Annotated in this window: 13 protein-coding genes and 1 pseudogene; 11 read left to right on the top strand and 3 right to left on the bottom strand. The window is 37.3% G+C overall.

What is annotated here, in order from left to right; genetic code table 11:
* Nucleotides 1–142: 142 nt before the first annotated feature.
* Both FQ204_RS05940 and recX read right to left on the bottom strand, forming a co-directional pair.
* The gene (locus FQ204_RS05940; RefSeq protein WP_144210050.1) at nt 143–676 is read right to left on the bottom strand and encodes a DUF402 domain-containing protein; all 534 of its coding nucleotides are present in this window, start codon (nt 674–676) and stop codon (nt 143–145) included.
* Between the two features lie 86 nt (nt 677–762).
* Complete coding sequence (recX, locus tag FQ204_RS05945; RefSeq protein ID WP_144209847.1) at nt 763–1,539, bottom strand: recombination regulator RecX; 777 nt, start codon at nt 1,537–1,539, stop codon at nt 763–765.
* A 37-nt stretch (nt 1,540–1,576) separates the two neighbouring features.
* On the opposite strand from recX, the gene rlmD reads away from it, so the two are divergent.
* Complete coding sequence (gene rlmD, locus FQ204_RS05950; RefSeq protein WP_144209850.1) at nt 1,577–2,935, top strand: 23S rRNA (uracil(1939)-C(5))-methyltransferase RlmD; 1,359 nt, start codon at nt 1,577–1,579, stop codon at nt 2,933–2,935.
* Between the two features lies 1 nt (nt 2,936).
* Nucleotides 2,937–3,266 (top strand): annotated as a pseudogene (locus FQ204_RS10700) (hypothetical protein); the annotation flags it as partial.
* A gap of 312 nt (nt 3,267–3,578) precedes the next feature.
* Here the strand turns inward: FQ204_RS10700 and FQ204_RS05965 are convergent.
* The gene (locus FQ204_RS05965; protein ID WP_144209856.1) at nt 3,579–4,511 is read right to left on the bottom strand and encodes a nitronate monooxygenase; all 933 of its coding nucleotides are present in this window, start codon (nt 4,509–4,511) and stop codon (nt 3,579–3,581) included.
* A gap of 309 nt (nt 4,512–4,820) precedes the next feature.
* Between FQ204_RS05965 and FQ204_RS05970 the strand changes: the two genes are divergently transcribed.
* The 9 genes from FQ204_RS05970 (at nt 4,821) to cas8c (ending at nt 17,181) form a co-directional block, all read left to right on the top strand.
* Nucleotides 4,821–5,054, top strand: coding sequence for a DUF1858 domain-containing protein (locus tag FQ204_RS05970; RefSeq protein WP_003025778.1), 234 nt, complete (start codon nt 4,821–4,823; stop codon nt 5,052–5,054).
* Complete coding sequence (locus FQ204_RS05975; protein ID WP_144209859.1) at nt 5,054–6,418, top strand: DUF438 domain-containing protein; 1,365 nt, start codon at nt 5,054–5,056, stop codon at nt 6,416–6,418. Before FQ204_RS05970 ends, FQ204_RS05975 begins: the two co-directional genes overlap by 1 nt.
* 10 nt (nt 6,419–6,428) lie before the next feature.
* Nucleotides 6,429–6,683 carry a DUF1912 family protein gene (locus FQ204_RS05980; protein ID WP_003036340.1) on the top strand — a complete coding sequence of 85 codons (255 nt, stop codon included), beginning with the start codon at nt 6,429–6,431 and terminating at the stop codon, nt 6,681–6,683.
* A gap of 336 nt (nt 6,684–7,019) precedes the next feature.
* Nucleotides 7,020–7,604, top strand: coding sequence for a GNAT family N-acetyltransferase (locus FQ204_RS05985; protein WP_144209862.1), 585 nt, complete (start codon nt 7,020–7,022; stop codon nt 7,602–7,604).
* 112 nt (nt 7,605–7,716) lie between these two features.
* Complete coding sequence (locus FQ204_RS05990; RefSeq protein ID WP_144209865.1) at nt 7,717–9,051, top strand: ABC transporter permease; 1,335 nt, start codon at nt 7,717–7,719, stop codon at nt 9,049–9,051.
* 26 nt (nt 9,052–9,077) lie between these two features.
* Entirely contained in the window at nt 9,078–11,726 is a 2,649-nt protein-coding gene (locus FQ204_RS05995; protein WP_144209868.1) for a valine--tRNA ligase, read from the top strand.
* Between the two features lie 196 nt (nt 11,727–11,922).
* On the top strand, nt 11,923–14,322 hold the full coding sequence (gene cas3 / locus FQ204_RS06000; RefSeq protein ID WP_144209871.1) for a CRISPR-associated helicase Cas3': 2,400 nt from the start codon (nt 11,923–11,925) through the stop codon (nt 14,320–14,322).
* 241 nt (nt 14,323–14,563) lie between these two features.
* Nucleotides 14,564–15,301 carry a type I-C CRISPR-associated protein Cas5c gene (cas5c, locus tag FQ204_RS06005; protein ID WP_186286688.1) on the top strand — a complete coding sequence of 246 codons (738 nt, stop codon included), beginning with the start codon at nt 14,564–14,566 and terminating at the stop codon, nt 15,299–15,301.
* A complete protein-coding gene (cas8c, locus tag FQ204_RS06010) occupies nt 15,301–17,181 on the top strand; it encodes a type I-C CRISPR-associated protein Cas8c/Csd1 (RefSeq protein WP_144209877.1) in 1,881 nt (626 codons plus the stop codon). Before cas5c ends, cas8c begins: the two co-directional genes overlap by 1 nt.
* Nucleotides 17,182–17,274: the final 93 nt, after the last annotated feature.

The raw sequence follows: 17,274 nt of genomic DNA on the forward strand, positions 1-17,274 counted from the left end.
ATGGGAGTAGCTCATAGTTTTTCCTCGGGTTCTGTTTGTGTGGTTACTTACAGTTTACACCAATGAAACGCTATGAGTTTTTTTGTTGAACTATATTTTACAATTTATCACATAAAAAAGGACCAGAGGTCCCTTGGCAACTTTAGCGATTCTTTAGCTCTACATAACGTTTGTACCAAATATTGACATAGGCGGGTGAAAAAGGCCCGCGCTCATTGTTAGTCCAATCTACTAAGATTTTCACATTCTCCTTGAGGATGTAATCTAAATCATTGGAATAGTTCATCTGCCGTTTGTGGCGCTCGTATTCATCTACATCAAGCAATCGCTTTTCACCATTAGTAAAGACTTTGACATCTAAATCGTAGTCTATGTATTTCAACGCTTCTGCATCAAGATAATATGGACTGGCTAGATTGCAATAGTAGGAAATTCCATTTTCGCGAATCATAGCGATAATATTAAACCAATATTTTTTATGAAAATAGACAATAGCTGGCTCACGTGTCACCCAACGTCGACCGTCACTTTCTGTGACCAAGGTGTGGTCGTTAACACCAATAATGGCATTTTCTGTTGTTTTTAGTACCATGGTGTCGCGCCAAGTGCGGTGCAGACTCCCATTATGCTTATAACTTTGAATTGTAATAAAGTCGCCTTCTTTTGGAAGCTTCATCATCTACCAACTTTCTACAATTTATCAGGTTATCGCTTTTATTGTAACATATTTTCATGAAAAAACATAAATAAACCTTACATTTTTTATAGATATTCTTTGAGAGCGCTCGCAATATCGGAGAAATCATAGCCTTTGCGTGCGAGTGCTTGGGTGAGCCGTTGTTTTAAATCATAGCCATCGTATTTTTTGGAATACTTGCGGTATTGTTTGTCTAATTCTTTGTAAAGCAATTCTTGTTGATTTTCTTCATCATCTTCTATCGTGAGGCTTTGGTACGCCACTTTTGCTTCTTCATAGGAAAAACCTTTATTGATGAGCTGTTGTAAGATTTTATCGTGAAGCGCTTTGGTTGGGAGCTTCCCTTGATATTTTTTGAGTAATTTCTGAGCAACTTTTTCTGCTAGGTTTGTAAAATCATGTTGACCTAGCTCATCATCAATGATAGAAGCAGCAATTCCTTTTTGCATTAACTTTTGCTTGAGTGCATACGCACCTTTGTCTCCAGATAAGAGATTAGCATTGATAGCAGCATGGACATATTTGGAATCATCTAGCCAGTTGTCCTTTTTTAAGCTGTCAATAACATGAGCAATCGTTCCCTCTTCAATGTCATGCTTGCGCAAATAATCATTGACTTCTTTTACAGTTCGTTGCTTGAAAGAAAGATGATATAGTGCCAAATTTTTTCCATAAGAAAATTGAGCATATTCTTGAATTTCTGTTAGCTCTTGCTCAGTAATATTCATGCCTTTTGACAACATAAAATGAACAATGGTATCTTCGGTGATATACAGTTTTTCCGTCTCATCCAACTCTAAGAGATAAAGCCGCTTTTTCTTTTCAATTTTTGTAATTTTCATGATTCTATTATACCTCAAAATATGGTAAGATAGGCTTATGAATCTGAAAGTGAAACAAAAAATCCCCTTGAAAATCAAAAAAATGGGAATCAACGGGGAAGGGATTGGATTTTATAAAAAGACATTGGTCTTTGTACCAGGTGCTTTAAAAGGTGAGGATATTTTTTGTCAAATCACGACGGTTAAGCGCAATTTTGTCGAAGCAAAGCTGTTGACGATTAACAAGCGCTCCAAATATCGAGTAGAGCCTCCTTGTGAGATTTATGAAAAATGCGGGGGCTGCCAGATTATGCACTTGCATTATGACAAACAGTTAGAATTTAAGGCGGACTTGTTGCGGCAGGCTTTGAAAAAATTTGCACCTCAAGGTTATGAAAACTACGAGATTCGTCCAACGATTGGTATGCAAGAGCCTCAATATTATCGAGCGAAGTTGCAGTTTCAAACACGGAAATTTAAGGGAGATGTAAAAGCGGGTCTTTATGCGCAGAATTCTCATTATTTAATTTCTTTGAAAAACTGTCTGGTTCAAGATAAAGTCACACAGAAAATCATCAATAAAGTGGCTCTCCTTTTGGGAAAGTACAATTTTCCTATCTATGATGAGCGAAAAAATGCCGGTGTTCGGACAGTCATGATTCGCCGAGCTCGGAAAACAGGTCAGGTGCAGATGATTTTTGTCACGGGAAAGAAGTTGGACTTTTCTCCAATCATTCGCGATTTGTCAGCAGAATTTCCAGAGTTGGAAACAGTGGCGGTCAATTACCATACGACAAAATCAAGTGAAATATATGGAGACAAGACGGAGATCATCTGGGGAAAAGATACCATTCAGGAAGGTGTTTTGGATTACGAGTTTTCCTTATCGCCTAGGGCTTTTTACCAGCTCAATCCAGAGCAAACAGAGGTGCTTTACAGTGAAGCAGTTAAGGCTCTGGATGTCGATTCAGAGGATTGTCTGATTGATGCTTATTGTGGTGTGGGAACGATTGGCTTTGCTTTTGCTAAAAAAGTAAAGTCTCTTCGTGGCATGGATATTATACCAGAAGCTATTGAGGATGCTAAGCGAAATGCCAAGAAAATGGGGTTTGCCAATGCTCATTATGAGGCTGGGACTGCTGAAAGCATTATTCCTCGCTGGTACAAGGAAGGCTATCGAGCAGATGCCTTGATTGTGGATCCGCCACGGACTGGCTTAGATGATAAGCTGCTTGAAACGGTTGTTCGTTATGCACCGAAGAAAATGGTTTATGTCTCCTGTAATGTCTCTACTCTAGCTAGAGATTTGGTGCAATTGAGCAAGGTCTACGATGTTCATTATATTCAATCTGTGGATATGTTTCCACACACAGCCAGGACCGAGGCTGTAGTGAAGTTGATAAGGAAAGAGGATTAGAATGGATATTTGGGAAAAAATGTATGAAGAAGCCAAGAAGCTCTATGATCCGCATGAGGTATCGCCTTTTGTGTACGCTAATCATGTTGTAGCAGCTATTGAAGCAGAGGATGGAAAGATTTATACTGGCTTTTGCTTTGCTCCAACAGCTTGAGGGCTGTTGGAGGTTGCGGATAAAATCAACGAAGTTGATATCAATAAATCTGGTGTTTTTCATCTCTGCGCTGAAAGGGCAGCAGCTTTTAATATGTATCAGTATTCTGGACAGACAAAAATTAAAAGAGTATTGGCTTTTCGTGATAAACCGCCTTATGGCGGAGGCAAGAACGTGCTGAAAACGACGGAAAATAATATAAAGTACTTTTACTGTATGTTAGAATAATATACAAGGCACCTCCTAACAACGAAAGTTCAAAGAATCAGGATGTAAAAATTGCAAAGAAGGTATCCTGTAGCAATGCTATTGATATTTTATAGCGTTTGGTAAATGGGATAGAATGACTTGCTCATGACTGAGTCTAGTTTGAGGCAGATGACAAATAGACGACAGAAGTTGAGCAACTAAAATGAAACGCAAATATTTTTAACTACTTCAGCAATAGAAAAAACTTGTAGAAATCATTTTCTACAAGTTTTTTCTATTTTACAAGGAAATCTCTGTGTTTTCCAGTACTTTTTGTGCATCTGAGACGATTGTTTCAATGATTTCTTTGCATGGTCGGATTTCTTTTATCATACCAGCAATTTGACCGCACATCATGGAGCCGTTTTTGGTATCTCCGTCATATACAGCTTTTGAGAGAGCTCCAATAGTAATCTCTTCCAGTTCCTCACGGCTAGTACCTTTATTTTCAAGTTCTATATAATGATCTGTCATTTCGTTTCGGATACAACGAACGGGTGCACCGCTTCTCCTGCCTGTGACAGCTGTATCTGTATCATTTGCCTTGATAACTGCTTCTTTATAGCTAGTAGCGATTGGGCATTCTTCTGACGCGAGAAATACCGTACCAAGCTGAGCTCCTTGTGCGCCTAAAACGAAAGCAGCAGCAAGTCCACGACCGTCTGCAATACCTCCTGCACCAATCACGGGAATATCAACCGCATCAGCGATTTGTGGCAGCAAAGCCATGGTATTGGTGTTACCGATATGACCACCTGCTTCAGCTCCTTCAGCGATAATAGCGTCAACACCTAATTCCTGCATTTTTTTAGCATGTTTCACGCTGGCAATGACCGGAATAACCTTGATACCTGCTTCTTTGAGAGCGGGCAGAATGAATTTAGGGGTGCCAGCACCAGTTGTCACAACAGGAACTTTTTCTTCGATGATAACATTCACAAGCTCTTCAACGTTTTTCAGCATCAGCATCACGTTAACAGCGAATGGTTTGTCTGTGAGTTTGCGTAACTCACGAATTTCTTTGCGCAATTGTTCACCAGTCATACCACCTGAGGCAATAATCCCCAAGCCACCCGCTTCTGAAACAGCAGCAGCCAACTGATAGTGAGAAATTTGCGCCATAGCACCTTGAAAAATTGGATATTTGATGTTTAGTAAAGTTGTAATAGACATAATATCTCCTTAGTCCTGTTTTTGAAATTATTATATCACGATTATAAAAGCGTTTTCAAATCCGTGGTTTAATAAATTTTCTTTTGTTTGTGAAATATTTTGCTTTGAAAAGAGGGGTTATCAATTATTTTACTTGTGAAAAACACAGAATCATTTTATTATAACAATTACTTATACTATATTAAAAATAGTTATAGATGCTTGATTCAGAAAAATGGAATGAGGCAAAGATAAGGAACGTGTTGATTTTGCTTAGAAAGCAACTGCTTTTTGTGTTATAATAATAGAAAAATGTTCATGAGGTGAAGTATGGACAATATCATTGATGTATCCATTCCTGTGGCAGAAGTAGTGGACAAGCACCCAGAAGTGTTAGAAATTTTGGTGGAACTGGGTTTTAAACCGCTTGCCAATCCAATCATGCGCAATACGGTTGGTCGCAAGGTGTCGTTAAAACAAGGTTCTAAGTTAGAGGGAACCCCTATGGATAAAATTGTCATGACATTGGAAGCAAATGGCTATGAAGTGGTGGGGCTAGACTAATGGCAGATGAACGAATTGAGATTTTAAAATCTATTTTGCTGGATTTGCATCATGGTGCAACAGCAGAAGAGGTTCAAGAGCAGTTTAACAAGCATTTTACAGGCGTTTCGGCTATTGAAATCAGCCTTATGGAGCACGAACTGATGAACTCGGATACGGGTGTAACCTTTGAGGATGTTATGTCGCTTTGCAATGTTCATGCGAATCTTTTTAAGGGAGCGGTGAAAAATGTAGAAGTGGCTGACACAGATCATCCAGGACATCCAGTTCAAATTTTTAAGCAGGAAAATCTGGCTCTGAGAGCGGCTCTGTTGCGGATTCGGCGTCTCCTTGATACCTATGCTCAAACAGATGATGCAGAAATGAGGACAGAGTTAGAAAAGGGACTGATGCGCCAGCTGGGCTTGGTCGGTCAATTTGACATTCATTATCAGCGCAAGGAAGAACTGATGTTTCCGATTATGGAGAGATATGGTCACGATTCACCACCCAAGGTTATGTGGGGCGTGGACGACCAGATTCGAGAGCTTTTTCAGGAAGCAAAGACTGCTGCTGAAGATTTATCCAACCTAGGTATTGAGCAAGTTCGAGCAATATTTGAAAATTTTGCGGCTGAGTTTGAAGCGATGATTTTTAAGGAAGAATCCATCTTGCTTATGATCTTGCTGGAAACATTCACACAGGACGATTGGCTGAAAATTGCAGAAGAAAGTGATGCTTACGGCTATGCAATTATCAAGCCGACTGAGAAGTGGGTACCAGCTCGTCAATCATTCACGGAGGCAGAAAAAGAGGCTGCTGAGAAGACTGGAAGTGAAGCGGCAGCCAGTGATGAGTTGGTGTCAGATGATACTATTCAGCAAGTCATTGAGACACCTGATGGACAGGTCACCATTTCCTTTAAGCCAAAAAAGAAAAAGGCAGAAAACAATTTTGATCGACAGACCCAACAGCCATTTGGACATGGCTATTTGTCAGTGGAAGAGGCAAATCTAATCTTGAATCATCTGCCGATGGAGATTACTTTTGTCAATAAGGAAGATATTTTCCAATACTACAATGACAGCGTGCCAGCAGACGAGATGATTTTCAAGCGGACGCCGAGTCAAGTGGGGCGCAATGTCGAGTTGTGCCACCCGCCTAAGTTTTTGGAGAAAGTTCGCTTTATTTTTAAGGAATTGCGTGAAGGCAAGCGAGACAAGTTTGTTATGTGGTTCAAGTCTGAGTCGCGGGATAAATTTGTTCATGTAACGTATGCGGCAGTAAGAGATGAAGCAGGAGAATTTCAAGGTGTGTTAGAATATGTCCAAGATATTCAGCCTTTCCGTGATATTGAAGAAGATTTCTACCGAGGAGTAGATTAGAAGGAATATGATGACGTACGAACAGGAATTTTTAAAGGATTTTGAAGCTTGGGTCAAAACTCAAGTGGCAATCAACGAAATGGCTCTTCAAGAAAGCCAGAAAGTTTATGAAGAAGACCAAGATGAACGCGCTAAGGAAGCTGCGATTCGTTATGAGAGCCGTCTGGATGCTTATCAGTTTTTATTGGGGAAATTTGCCAACTATCAAGAGGGCAAGGGATTTCATGACCTACCAGACGGACTTTTTGGGCAGAGAAATTATTGATTTTCTCTAGAAAACATGTTAAACTAAATGCATTAGAGGTGTTTTGAATCCCATTTGTCACAGAAAGCGGCACTGCTGAGAAATCCGCACAAATGTCAAAACTGGTTGCTAAGGCTAAAAATGAAATAATGGTGTCTTTTTGTTTACTTTTAGGACTAGGCAACGAGTTGCGGGCTGTACTGGCGTACGCCTAAGCGAGCTAACGACGTAATAGAAGATAAACAAGAAGGCTAGAGCTGCGGGCATCTGCCCGAAATTGGGTGGTACCGCGGAGAGATTCGTCCCTGTCATGTATGGCAGGGACGAATTTTTATAATCGGAATGGGGAGAGGAATTATGATAAATATTTTAGGTCAAATTGAAGACAATAAACTTCCTGATATTGAGACAGAACGGTTGTATTTGCGCCAACGTCTAGTCTCAGATGCTAAAGAGATTTTTGCTTATGCGAGCTTGCCAGAAGTAACTTGGCCAGCTGTTTTTCCACCTGCGGAAAGCGTGGAAGAAGAGGAAAATTATCTCGAAAACATTATGCCAAAGCGCTGGATTGAGCAAAAAATACCGTCTGGTTATGGTATCTGTTTAAAAGGGACAAATAAAGTCATTGGCTCAATTGATTTTAATAATCGCTATGCTGATGATGTTCTTGAAATGGGCTATTTGCTTCACCCAGATTATTGGGGGCAAGGGATTGTGACAGAAGCTGCGCGTGCGCTGTTGGAAGTTGGCTTCACCCTACTCAATCTCCACAAAATCGAAATTGAATGTTATGGATACAACAAAGCAAGCCAGCGTATTGCTGAAAAACTTGGTTTCACCCTCGAATCTCGCATTCGTGACCGCAAAGATGCACAAGGACAACGTTGTGATTTATTGCGTTATGGATTACTGAGGAGTGAGTGGGAGACACAGAAAAAATAAATGAAACTGTGTAAACTTGCATAAGTTAAAATTTGATAACTTGTAAAAAATGTTATTACAAATTGAACTGTTCGGAAAAATCGAATAGTTCAGTAAGAAGGGGGAAAATAGAATGAAAAGAATAGTTTTATACATATTAGCGTTACTGCCTCTTCTTTCAATAGTTTCTTTGTTGCTATTAGCTATTTTGCTTTTTCCGATAACTTTACTTCCAAATAATATTTTACCAGTTGCTCCTATATATATTGTTGAACTTATTTTAGGAATACTACTGGGTTTATATGGATTTAGATTAAGAAGATTGCAAATAGATAATAAACTTCAAATTATCTATTGGATTCTTTTAGGAGTATCAGCTGGAGTGCTGTTACTTTTGAAATATAGATTAATTATTTTATTTCAGCCGATTTTACCTATAGTTTACCTTGCTTTATTTGAGCAAAGATTTCAAGCCATTAAGAAATTTTTTCAAAAAAGTATAGGCGTGTTTGCTTTTTTTAATCTGTTTGACACACTTTTTATTGGTTTATGTTTTTTGATAAAAAATAATGTAAATTATATAGAAAACGTTTTAAGTAGTTTTTTTGAAATTTTTAACGAACTTCATCTATCTCAAAAAGTTTTTGAGACTACTGTCATAATTTTAATAAGCCTATTGTTGTTCATATTTTTACCATTATTAAAAGGAAGTATATCTGTTTGGATTTATAAAAGACAAAATGAAATTTCTGTACAATCAGGGAAGGTACTTTGGAATTCCTATCTAGAGGCATATTTTGGTTCGACGATATCTGTTTTAATGTATCTTAGCTTATTACTACAAGTAAATGATTTATCTTTTAGTACAGTATTTACTCTTTTTTTACCTATGTCAATAAATATTTACTTTTGGATGCAAGTGTATGAAAATATAAACAGAGGTGGAGAAGACAAAGAATCGGAGATATCAAAATGGACATTAATTGGCACAGCGCTATTCATATTGTTTCTTTTAGAGCAAATTGAAAGTGATTTGATTGGAATTTTTACGTGGTTCTTGCCTATTTTCATACCAAGTTTCATTGGTGGCATAAATTTACAACAATCACGAGAAAAATACTCCAAATTTACCAAGACTCTAAAGCTGAAAAAGCATTTACACTGGCTACAGATAGTGAGTTTTAATACACTATTTATATTAAATGTATTATCATCATTATTTACAAAAAAAATAATAAAGAACAATGAAATTGTAGAAATCAATATACTAAAAGATGCAATTGCAAATGCTATTAATTATATGTTGAGTATGATAAATAAATCCACTTCGCCTAATTTTGTTTCTAATATCTTAGCTACTACTATAATAATAGTTTTTTCGTATTCACTTGCACAATGGATGAGTAAAAAAATAATTAAACGTTTGAAAAGTTATTATTTAGATTCGTCAAAAGGATATTTCAATTAATGAAGTTTATAAAAGGAGAAAAACACATGTCAAAACAACTTTCACCAAAATACAATCCAGCTGAGGTTGAGGCTGGACGTTATCAAAAATGGCTTAATGAGGATGTTTTTAAGCCTTCAGGAGATCAAAAGGCCAAGCCTTATTCTATCGTGATTCCACCGCCAAATGTGACGGGGAAATTGCACCTTGGTCACGCTTGGGACACAACCTTGCAGGATATTATCATCCGTCAGAAGCGTATGCAGGGCTTTGATACCCTTTGGCTTCCTGGTATGGACCATGCGGGTATCGCTACACAAGCTAAAGTTGAGGCGCGACTTGCTGAAGATGGTATCTCACGCTATGACCTCGGTCGTGAAAAATTCTTAGATAAGGTCTGGGAATGGAAAGACGAGTATGCTACCACTATCAAGGAGCAATGGGGTAAAATGGGACTTTCTGTCGATTACTCTCGTGAACGTTTCACCCTTGATGAAGGTTTGTCAAAAGCGGTTCGTAAAGTCTTTGTTGAACTTTACAAAAAAGGCTGGATTTACCGCGGTGAATTTATCATCAACTGGGATCCAAAAGCTCGTACAGCTCTTTCTGATATCGAAGTTATCCACAAAGATGTTGAAGGAGCTTTCTACCACATGAATTACGTGTTGGAAGATGGTTCACGTGCCCTTGAGGTAGCAACAACTCGACCTGAAACTATGTTTGGAGATACGGCTGTCGCTGTCAATCCAGAAGATCCTCGCTACAAAGACTTGATTGGTAAAAATGTTATCCTGCCAATTGTCAATAAAGCTATTCCAATCGTGGCTGACGAACACGCTGACCCTGAATTTGGTACTGGTGTGGTTAAAATCACTCCAGCCCACGACCCTAATGACTTCCTTGTTGGTCAGCGTCATAATCTTCCTCAAGTTAATGTCATGAATGATGACGGTACAATGAACGAACTCGCTGGTGAATTTGCTGGTATGGACCGCTTTGAAGCTCGCAAAGCTGTCGTTAAAAAATTGGAAGAAATCGGTGCGCTTGTTAACATTGAAAAAATGACACACTCTGTTGGTCATTCAGAACGTACGGGTGTTATGGTTGAACCACGTTTGTCAACACAATGGTTCGTTAAAATGGATCAATTAGCTAAAAATGCTATTGCCAATCAAGACACTGATGACGAAGTGAAATTCTACCCGCCACGTTTCAACGATACTTTCCTTCAATGGATGGAAAATGTTCACGACTGGGTTATCTCTCGTCAGCTCTGGTGGGGGCACCAAATTCCTGCTTGGTACAATGCTGAAGGTGACATGTACGTTGGTGAAGAAGCTCCAGAAGGTGACGGATGGACTCAAGATGAAGATGTGCTTGACACTTGGTTCAGTTCAGCTCTGTGGCCATTCTCAACAATGGGTTGGCCTGATGTGGACAATGAAGACTTCAAACGTTACTTCCCAACATCAACATTGGTAACTGGTTACGATATCATCTTCTTCTGGGTATCACGCATGATTTTCCAATCATTGGAATTCACAGGACGTCGTCCATTTGAAAACGTACTTATCCACGGTCTTATCCGTGACGAACAAGGGCGTAAAATGTCTAAATCACTTGGTAACGGTATTGACCCAATGGATGTCATCGAGAAATACGGTGCCGATGCCCTTCGTTGGTTCTTATCAAACGGTTCTGCACCAGGTCAAGACATTCGTTTTTCTTACGAAAAAATGGATGCCGCTTGGAACTTCATTAACAAAATCTGGAACATCTCTCGTTACATCTTGATGAACAATGAAGGGTTGACACTTGACCAAGCTAGCGCAAATGTTGACAAAGTTGTTGCTGGTACGGCTGGTAACGTAACTGACCGCTGGATTCTTCACAACTTGAATGAAACAATTGCCAAAGTTACTGAAAACTTTGATAAATTTGAATTCGGTGTGGCTGGTCATATTCTTTACAACTTCATCTGGGATGAATTTGCGGATTGGTACGTTGAATTGACCAAAGAAGTGCTTTACAGCGACAACGAAGATGAAAAAGTGATTACTCGCTCAGTTCTGCTTTACACACTTGATAAGATTCTTCGTTTGCTTCACCCAATCATGCCATTTGTGACGGAAGAAATCTTTGAACAAATTTCTGAAGGTTCAATCGTAACCGCTGAATACCCAACTGTTAACCCAGCCTTTGAAAACGAAGCTGCGCATAAAGGCGTTGAAAGCCTGAAGGACCTGATTCGTGCTGTCCGTAACGCACGTAGTGAAGTGAATGTTGCTCCAAGCAAACCAATTACACTTCTTGTGAAAACAAGCGACAGAGAATTAGAAGCATTCTTCAACGCCAATGTGAACTATATCAAACGCTTTACAAATCCAGAGCATTTGGAAATTGCTTCTGACATTGAGGCGCCAGAATTAGCTATGTCCAGCATCATCACAGGCGCAGAAATCTATCTGCCTCTCGCTGACTTGCTCAATGTTGAAGAAGAATTAGCTCGCCTTGACAAAGAACTTGCCAAGTGGCAGAAAGAATTGGATATAGTTGCCAAGAAACTCAGCAACGAAAAATTCGTCGCCAACGCTAAACCAGAAGTCGTCGACAAAGAACGCGACAAACAAGCCGACTACCAAGCTAAGTATGATGCGACAAAAGAACGGATTGAAGAGATGAGGAAATTGAGCTAGAGGGCTAAAATTACTTGATGCATGAAAACACAGTCGAAAGACTGTGTTTTTATATGGTTATAATATTTGAAAGGGGCGGTGTATTCTTAATAATATATAACAACCCAAAAATGTATCCGTTTTCAAGAGCATAAAAATATGTTATAATATTATTAAAATTATTCTAGAAAGTAATTTTTGAAAGGATGGTACTAGGGTGATTTTAGCGCATTATGAACGTGAAACAGATAAAAAACAGTCATTGGAAGAACATTCCTTTAATGTAGCTAACAAGGCAAAGAAGGCTGCTTCAATTATTGGGCAAGGCGATGTACTTTTCTTGTTAGGTCTCTATCATGATCTAGGGAAGGCAGATCAACTTTTTCAAAAAAAGTTAAAAGAACAACCAAGCTTACACGTTGATCATTCTTATGCAGGGGCAAAATATTTATATAATAAAATTCAAATGCAGCTGTCTACAAAAGGAGTTGATAAGGCGGCACGCATACAATTCAATGATATTATTGCTTATGTTATTGCTGCTCATCATGGAATGTTTGATATTTATTATTATGACGAAGAAGCGGAGTTATACACGTATAATAAGCTCAGAAATCGTATCGCAAGACCGATGACAGACTATCATTTTAACAGTGACGTTACTGATTATACCCTCTTTTTAGAAGAAAAATTGAAAGAGTATGGTTATCATGATTTAGATGATTTGATTTTAAAATCCTTTGAAAATTACCAACAAGTTATATCAAAATTAGATTGTCGGGATGATAGTGAAGAAGCTTATTATCAATCATGCCTCGTGCGACTATATTTATCCTTACTAAAGAATGCTGATATTCTTGACACAATCAATGCTTATGAGCTACTTGTCAATCCTATAAAACAAGAAGAAAAAATAAAATTAAATAAATTCTATCTAAAATCTATTGAGCAAAAATATCGTAGTTTTAGTCATCCAACGAGTAAACTTAATGTCATTCGTACACAAATTAGTGAACGCGTTAAAAGTAGGGGAGAAAATGATTCGGCGGGTATATATCGCCTAGATTTACCTACTGGTGCTGGTAAGACGAATCTTAGTATGAGATATGCTTTTCATCAATTAGTGGATCAAAATAAATCAAGATTTTTCTACATTACACCGTTTTTATCTGTCCTAGAGCAGAACGCTGCTGAAATTAGGAAAATAACTGGTGATGTAGGTATATTGGAGCACCATTCAAATGTTATCCGACAGACTGATGACAGCGATGAAAAAGAAACATTGATGTCTGAGTATCTGATTGATAGTTGGGATAGTCAAGTTGTTTTGACATCAATGGTACAATTTTTTCAAACCTTATTTAAAACAAAATCGTCTAACATTAGACGTTTTTCAAGTCTTATTGACAGCGTCTTAATTTTAGATGAAGTGCAGTCTTTGCCCATTGAAGTGACGACTTTATTCAATCTAACGATGAATTTTTTAAATAAAGTCATGAATACGACAGTTATTCTATGTACAGCTACGCAACCGGCTTACGATTCTAGCGAAATTACTCATAGACTATCTTATGGTGGGAAAAATGGAGAAAGTACGGATATTGTTGATTTAACCGTTGAAGAAAGAGAAGTCTTTTCAAGAACAGAACTTAGAAAATTTGATGAGAACAACCAAAAGTCAAAACTTTCAGATTTAGTAGATTTTGTCTTGGGAAATGATGAATCCATTCTTGCAATTTTCAATACCAAAAAGACAGTTGATAAATTTTATACTCTACTTGAAGAACTGACAGATAGACCAATCTATCAGCTTTCGACAAATATGTGTGCGCAGCACAGGTTGGATATTATTTCAGAAATTAAGAAACAATTAGCGGATGGTGTGCCTATTATTTGTATTAGTACGCAACTGATAGAAGCAGGAGTTGACGTTGACTTTAATCGTGTCATTCGTTCCTATGCTGGAATCGATTCGATTGTGCAAGCCAGTGGACGTTGTAATCGTGAAGGCAAACGTGATAAGGGTCAGGTAACTTTAGTTAATCTGACAAATGAAGAAGAAAATACTTCACGGCTTAAAGAAATAAAAGCCAAGAAAGAGTCAACAGAATATATTCTACATAAAATTTCATCGCCTATTGACGTTTCGACTTTAAATCGAGATTTCTTTGAATACTATTATGCAAACAACAAAAATTCAATGGATTATCCTTTGGAACATGATGGTGAATCAGTTTATGATTATTTAAGTGATAACTCATATCAATATAGAAAAAAATTTAAAGGAAAGTTAAAACAAGCCTTTAAGACAGCAGGTTCAAAAATGAATCTGATAAACAATGATAGTATAGGAGTGCTGGTTCCTTATGGAGATGCGATTGAAAAATTATATATATTAGAAGAATTATGTGAATCCGACTACCCGTCAGTAGAAGACTATCAAACAATAAAATCTCTTTTGAAAGAATTGCAACCCTATACTGTAAATATCCGAGAACATGATCCGATACTTGAAGCGACAAAATCATATCTTCATGGTCAAATTCTTATACTGTCTGACTGTTATTATGATGAGAAAAAGGGAATCGCGTTGGAAACAGGAAGTTTTCTGCTATAAATTTAAATGAAAACAGGCCAACGAAAGTCAGTAGAGGACTTTGTTGACCTGCAATTCATCTTACAAAAACACTAAATATAATTTCAATCCGCATAGATACTACTATGATGGTTAGATTATATCAAAACTATTTAATATAATCAACATTTAATAAAACACTATATATAGAAAAAAATATTTGACTTTTAGAAATTCAAGTGTTAAGATAGAATTATAAAATAACAAGAAGGAGGTTTTGACCTTGTACAGATCGAGAAATTTCTATGCAAGGATTCGCGGAGATAGGGCTCTTTTTACGAATCCGGCAACTAAAGGCGGCAGTGAAAGATCGTCATATTCGGTTCCTACACGGCAAGCTTTGCAGGGGATTGTTGATGGTATTTACCACAAGCCGACATTTACAAATATCGTCACTGAAGTGAAGGTTGTCAATCAAATCCAGACAGAGCTGCATGGTGTTCGTGCGTTGTTACATGATTATAGTGCTGATCTGAGTTACGTGTCTTATTTGAGCAATGTTGAATACCTTGTGAAATTCCATTTCATTTGGAATGAGAATCGTAAAGATTTGATACAAGATAGATTGCCTAATAAGCATGAAGCCATTATGGAACGATCTATTCGCAAAGGGGGGCGACGCGATATTTTCCTTGGTACAAGAGAGTGCTTAGGTTTAGTTGATGAAATCAGTCAAGAAGAGTATGAAACTACCCCTTCTTACTATGATGGAGTTATGATTGATCTAGGTATCATGTTCCATTCTTTTGCCTACCCGACAGATAAAGCTACGCCGCTGAAATCTTATTTTACTAAGACAGTGATGGAAAATGGGGTGATTAAGTTTAAGGCTCAGTCAGAGTGTGAGATTGTCAACACCTTGTCTAGTTACGCATTCAAAACACCTAATCAGATTAAATCAGTGGACAAAGAATACGCAGAATACAAAAAATATGAAGCTATGGAGAAAGGGGAAAGCTAATGGATTTTTTTACTTCTCTCTTAAAAGCCTATGAAAAAGCAGAAGAAATTGATTTGGTTGATCAACAAAAAGGTGAAAATGACCCTGTTTTGCTACCGATTTATCATACCAGTTTGAAATCCAATGGTAAAAATATCATTTCGGTTAAATTGGATGCAGACGGTAGCTTTTATAAGGCAGAGTTCATGAGAATGGCTCAAACCATTATTTTTCCTGTGACAGCAGACTCTGTCGCTCGTTCTGGCAGTAATCCAGCACCTCACCCTCTTGTAGACAAGTTTTCTTATTATGTTTCGGAAGTAAATCAAACACAGTATGATACTTTTCATGAACAATTGAATAACTGGGTTGACTATTGTGAAGAAGGTGAAGTCAAAAATTTTTTGACAAAAATTCAGCAGTTTATCATCCAGCCAGACTTTCTAAATAAGATTCTTCAGTCTTTATTTGGCGAGTATTACAAAAGAGAGGCTTTACAAATTACATATTTAGATTCTGATCAAAAAGAAAAAACGATTGATTTATCTGCTTATTTCTTAGAGTTTTCAATTGAAAAATTTCATGGATTTAAGAATGAATCGGTAACTACTTACAAAGATTTACATCAATCATTTATCTCATTTATAGAAGCTAACTGGGAAAATTTAGGCACTTGTAATATTAGTGGACGAACGGAACAGATTACAAATAAACACAGAGGACTAATGGGAAATGCTAAAATCATTTCGGTTAGTAATAAAGGAGAAGCCTATAAAGGGCGCTTCAAGGAACGAGAAGATGTCTTTAGTGTTGGCTATGAGACCTCTGAAAAAATTCATCTGATGATAAAATACCTATTAGAAAATAAAAATAGCAGTGCTTGGTTAGGTTCGTCACAATATTTGATTAATTGGTTTAGCGATGATTTAGCAAACGAGAGTCAATTGGATATTGTTAAGCCGATGTTTGATGATTTATTTGAAGATGATGAAGACGAAGAAGAAAATACGTTTTTAATTAAACCGAATGAAGAAAATAAGCAAATAGGTTCTTCGTTTATCAAAGGGCAAAAATTATTTGGTAATGATGCTACATATTACATTGCCATATTGAATAAAACGAGTAATGGTCGAATTGCTTTAAAATATTTCCGTCAAATTCAAGTTTCTCAATTATTGAAAAATCTTGAAATATGGCAGGAGCACTATTCTTGGGAAGCAAGAACTAAAATAGGAAACTATAACTTAAAAACACCGTCCTTTAATGAAATCATCAATGCTGCCTATGGCGTGGATAGAGAACGTTATTTAGAGTTAGATAATGATAGTTTCCGAAGTGACCAATATCAGCAGTTAGTAACAGCTTTAATTGATGGACGACCGCTACCAAATACAATTGTTAAGAAATTAGAGGCTAATATTAAACAGCGTCAGAAATATCCTAAACATTGGTATCAAGTACAACAAGTGAGTTTAGCGGTTTTACATAAACAAAACGGAAAGGAGTTTACACCGATGTTAGACCATACAGAAACAGATCGTTCTTATCTATTTGGAAGATTGTTAGCAATTTATGAATTAATTGAGGCACAACGGTATAAAATAGATGGTGGCAGTCAAGATAGAATTACTAATGCAGAACGTTATTGGAATGCTTATACAGGTCAACCAGCCAAGATGATGATCCATCTGGAAAATAAAGTGAAACCTTATGAGGAAGTTTTGAAGCAGAATAGACCTGGTATCTGGCACAAATTAGAGAAAGAAAGAGAAGAAATTATCCAATTATTGACACCGAAATATAACCATAAGGATTTCACAAAGCAATTGGATTATCAATTTATTTTTGGTTACTATGCTGAAAAGCAATTCTTTTATACAAAAAACACAATAAAAATCTGATTATCCGCTAAAACACAGTATCTATCAGCATTTTCAAGGAAACAAACACATCAATTTACTACTTATTTACTACTAACGAATGAGCCTTGATAC

Origin of the sequence: Streptococcus constellatus (assembly GCF_902167705.1) — a bacterium.
In the GTDB taxonomy this organism is placed as follows: domain Bacteria; phylum Bacillota; class Bacilli; order Lactobacillales; family Streptococcaceae; genus Streptococcus; species Streptococcus constellatus_A.

Bases quoted from the DNA above. Each gene is read 5' to 3' on its own strand.
- FQ204_RS05970 (WP_003025778.1), top strand. From the start codon at position 4,821: ATGGACAATATCATTGATGTATCCATTCCTGTGGCAGAAGTAGTGGAC.
- FQ204_RS05985 (WP_144209862.1), top strand. From the start codon at position 7,020: ATGATAAATATTTTAGGTCAAATTGAAGACAATAAACTTCCTGATATT.
- cas8c (WP_144209877.1), top strand. From the start codon at position 15,301: ATGGATTTTTTTACTTCTCTCTTAAAAGCCTATGAAAAAGCAGAAGAA.
- FQ204_RS05995 (WP_144209868.1), top strand. From the start codon at position 9,078: ATGTCAAAACAACTTTCACCAAAATACAATCCAGCTGAGGTTGAGGCT.
- FQ204_RS05965 (WP_144209856.1), bottom strand. From the start codon at position 4,511: ATGTCTATTACAACTTTACTAAACATCAAATATCCAATTTTTCAAGGT.
- FQ204_RS05980 (WP_003036340.1), top strand. From the start codon at position 6,429: ATGACGTACGAACAGGAATTTTTAAAGGATTTTGAAGCTTGGGTCAAA.
- FQ204_RS05990 (WP_144209865.1), top strand. From the start codon at position 7,717: ATGAAAAGAATAGTTTTATACATATTAGCGTTACTGCCTCTTCTTTCA.
- FQ204_RS05975 (WP_144209859.1), top strand. From the start codon at position 5,054: ATGGCAGATGAACGAATTGAGATTTTAAAATCTATTTTGCTGGATTTG.
- FQ204_RS05940 (WP_144210050.1), bottom strand. From the start codon at position 676: ATGAAGCTTCCAAAAGAAGGCGACTTTATTACAATTCAAAGTTATAAG.
- recX (WP_144209847.1), bottom strand. From the start codon at position 1,539: ATGAAAATTACAAAAATTGAAAAGAAAAAGCGGCTTTATCTCTTAGAG.
- rlmD (WP_144209850.1), top strand. From the start codon at position 1,577: ATGAATCTGAAAGTGAAACAAAAAATCCCCTTGAAAATCAAAAAAATG.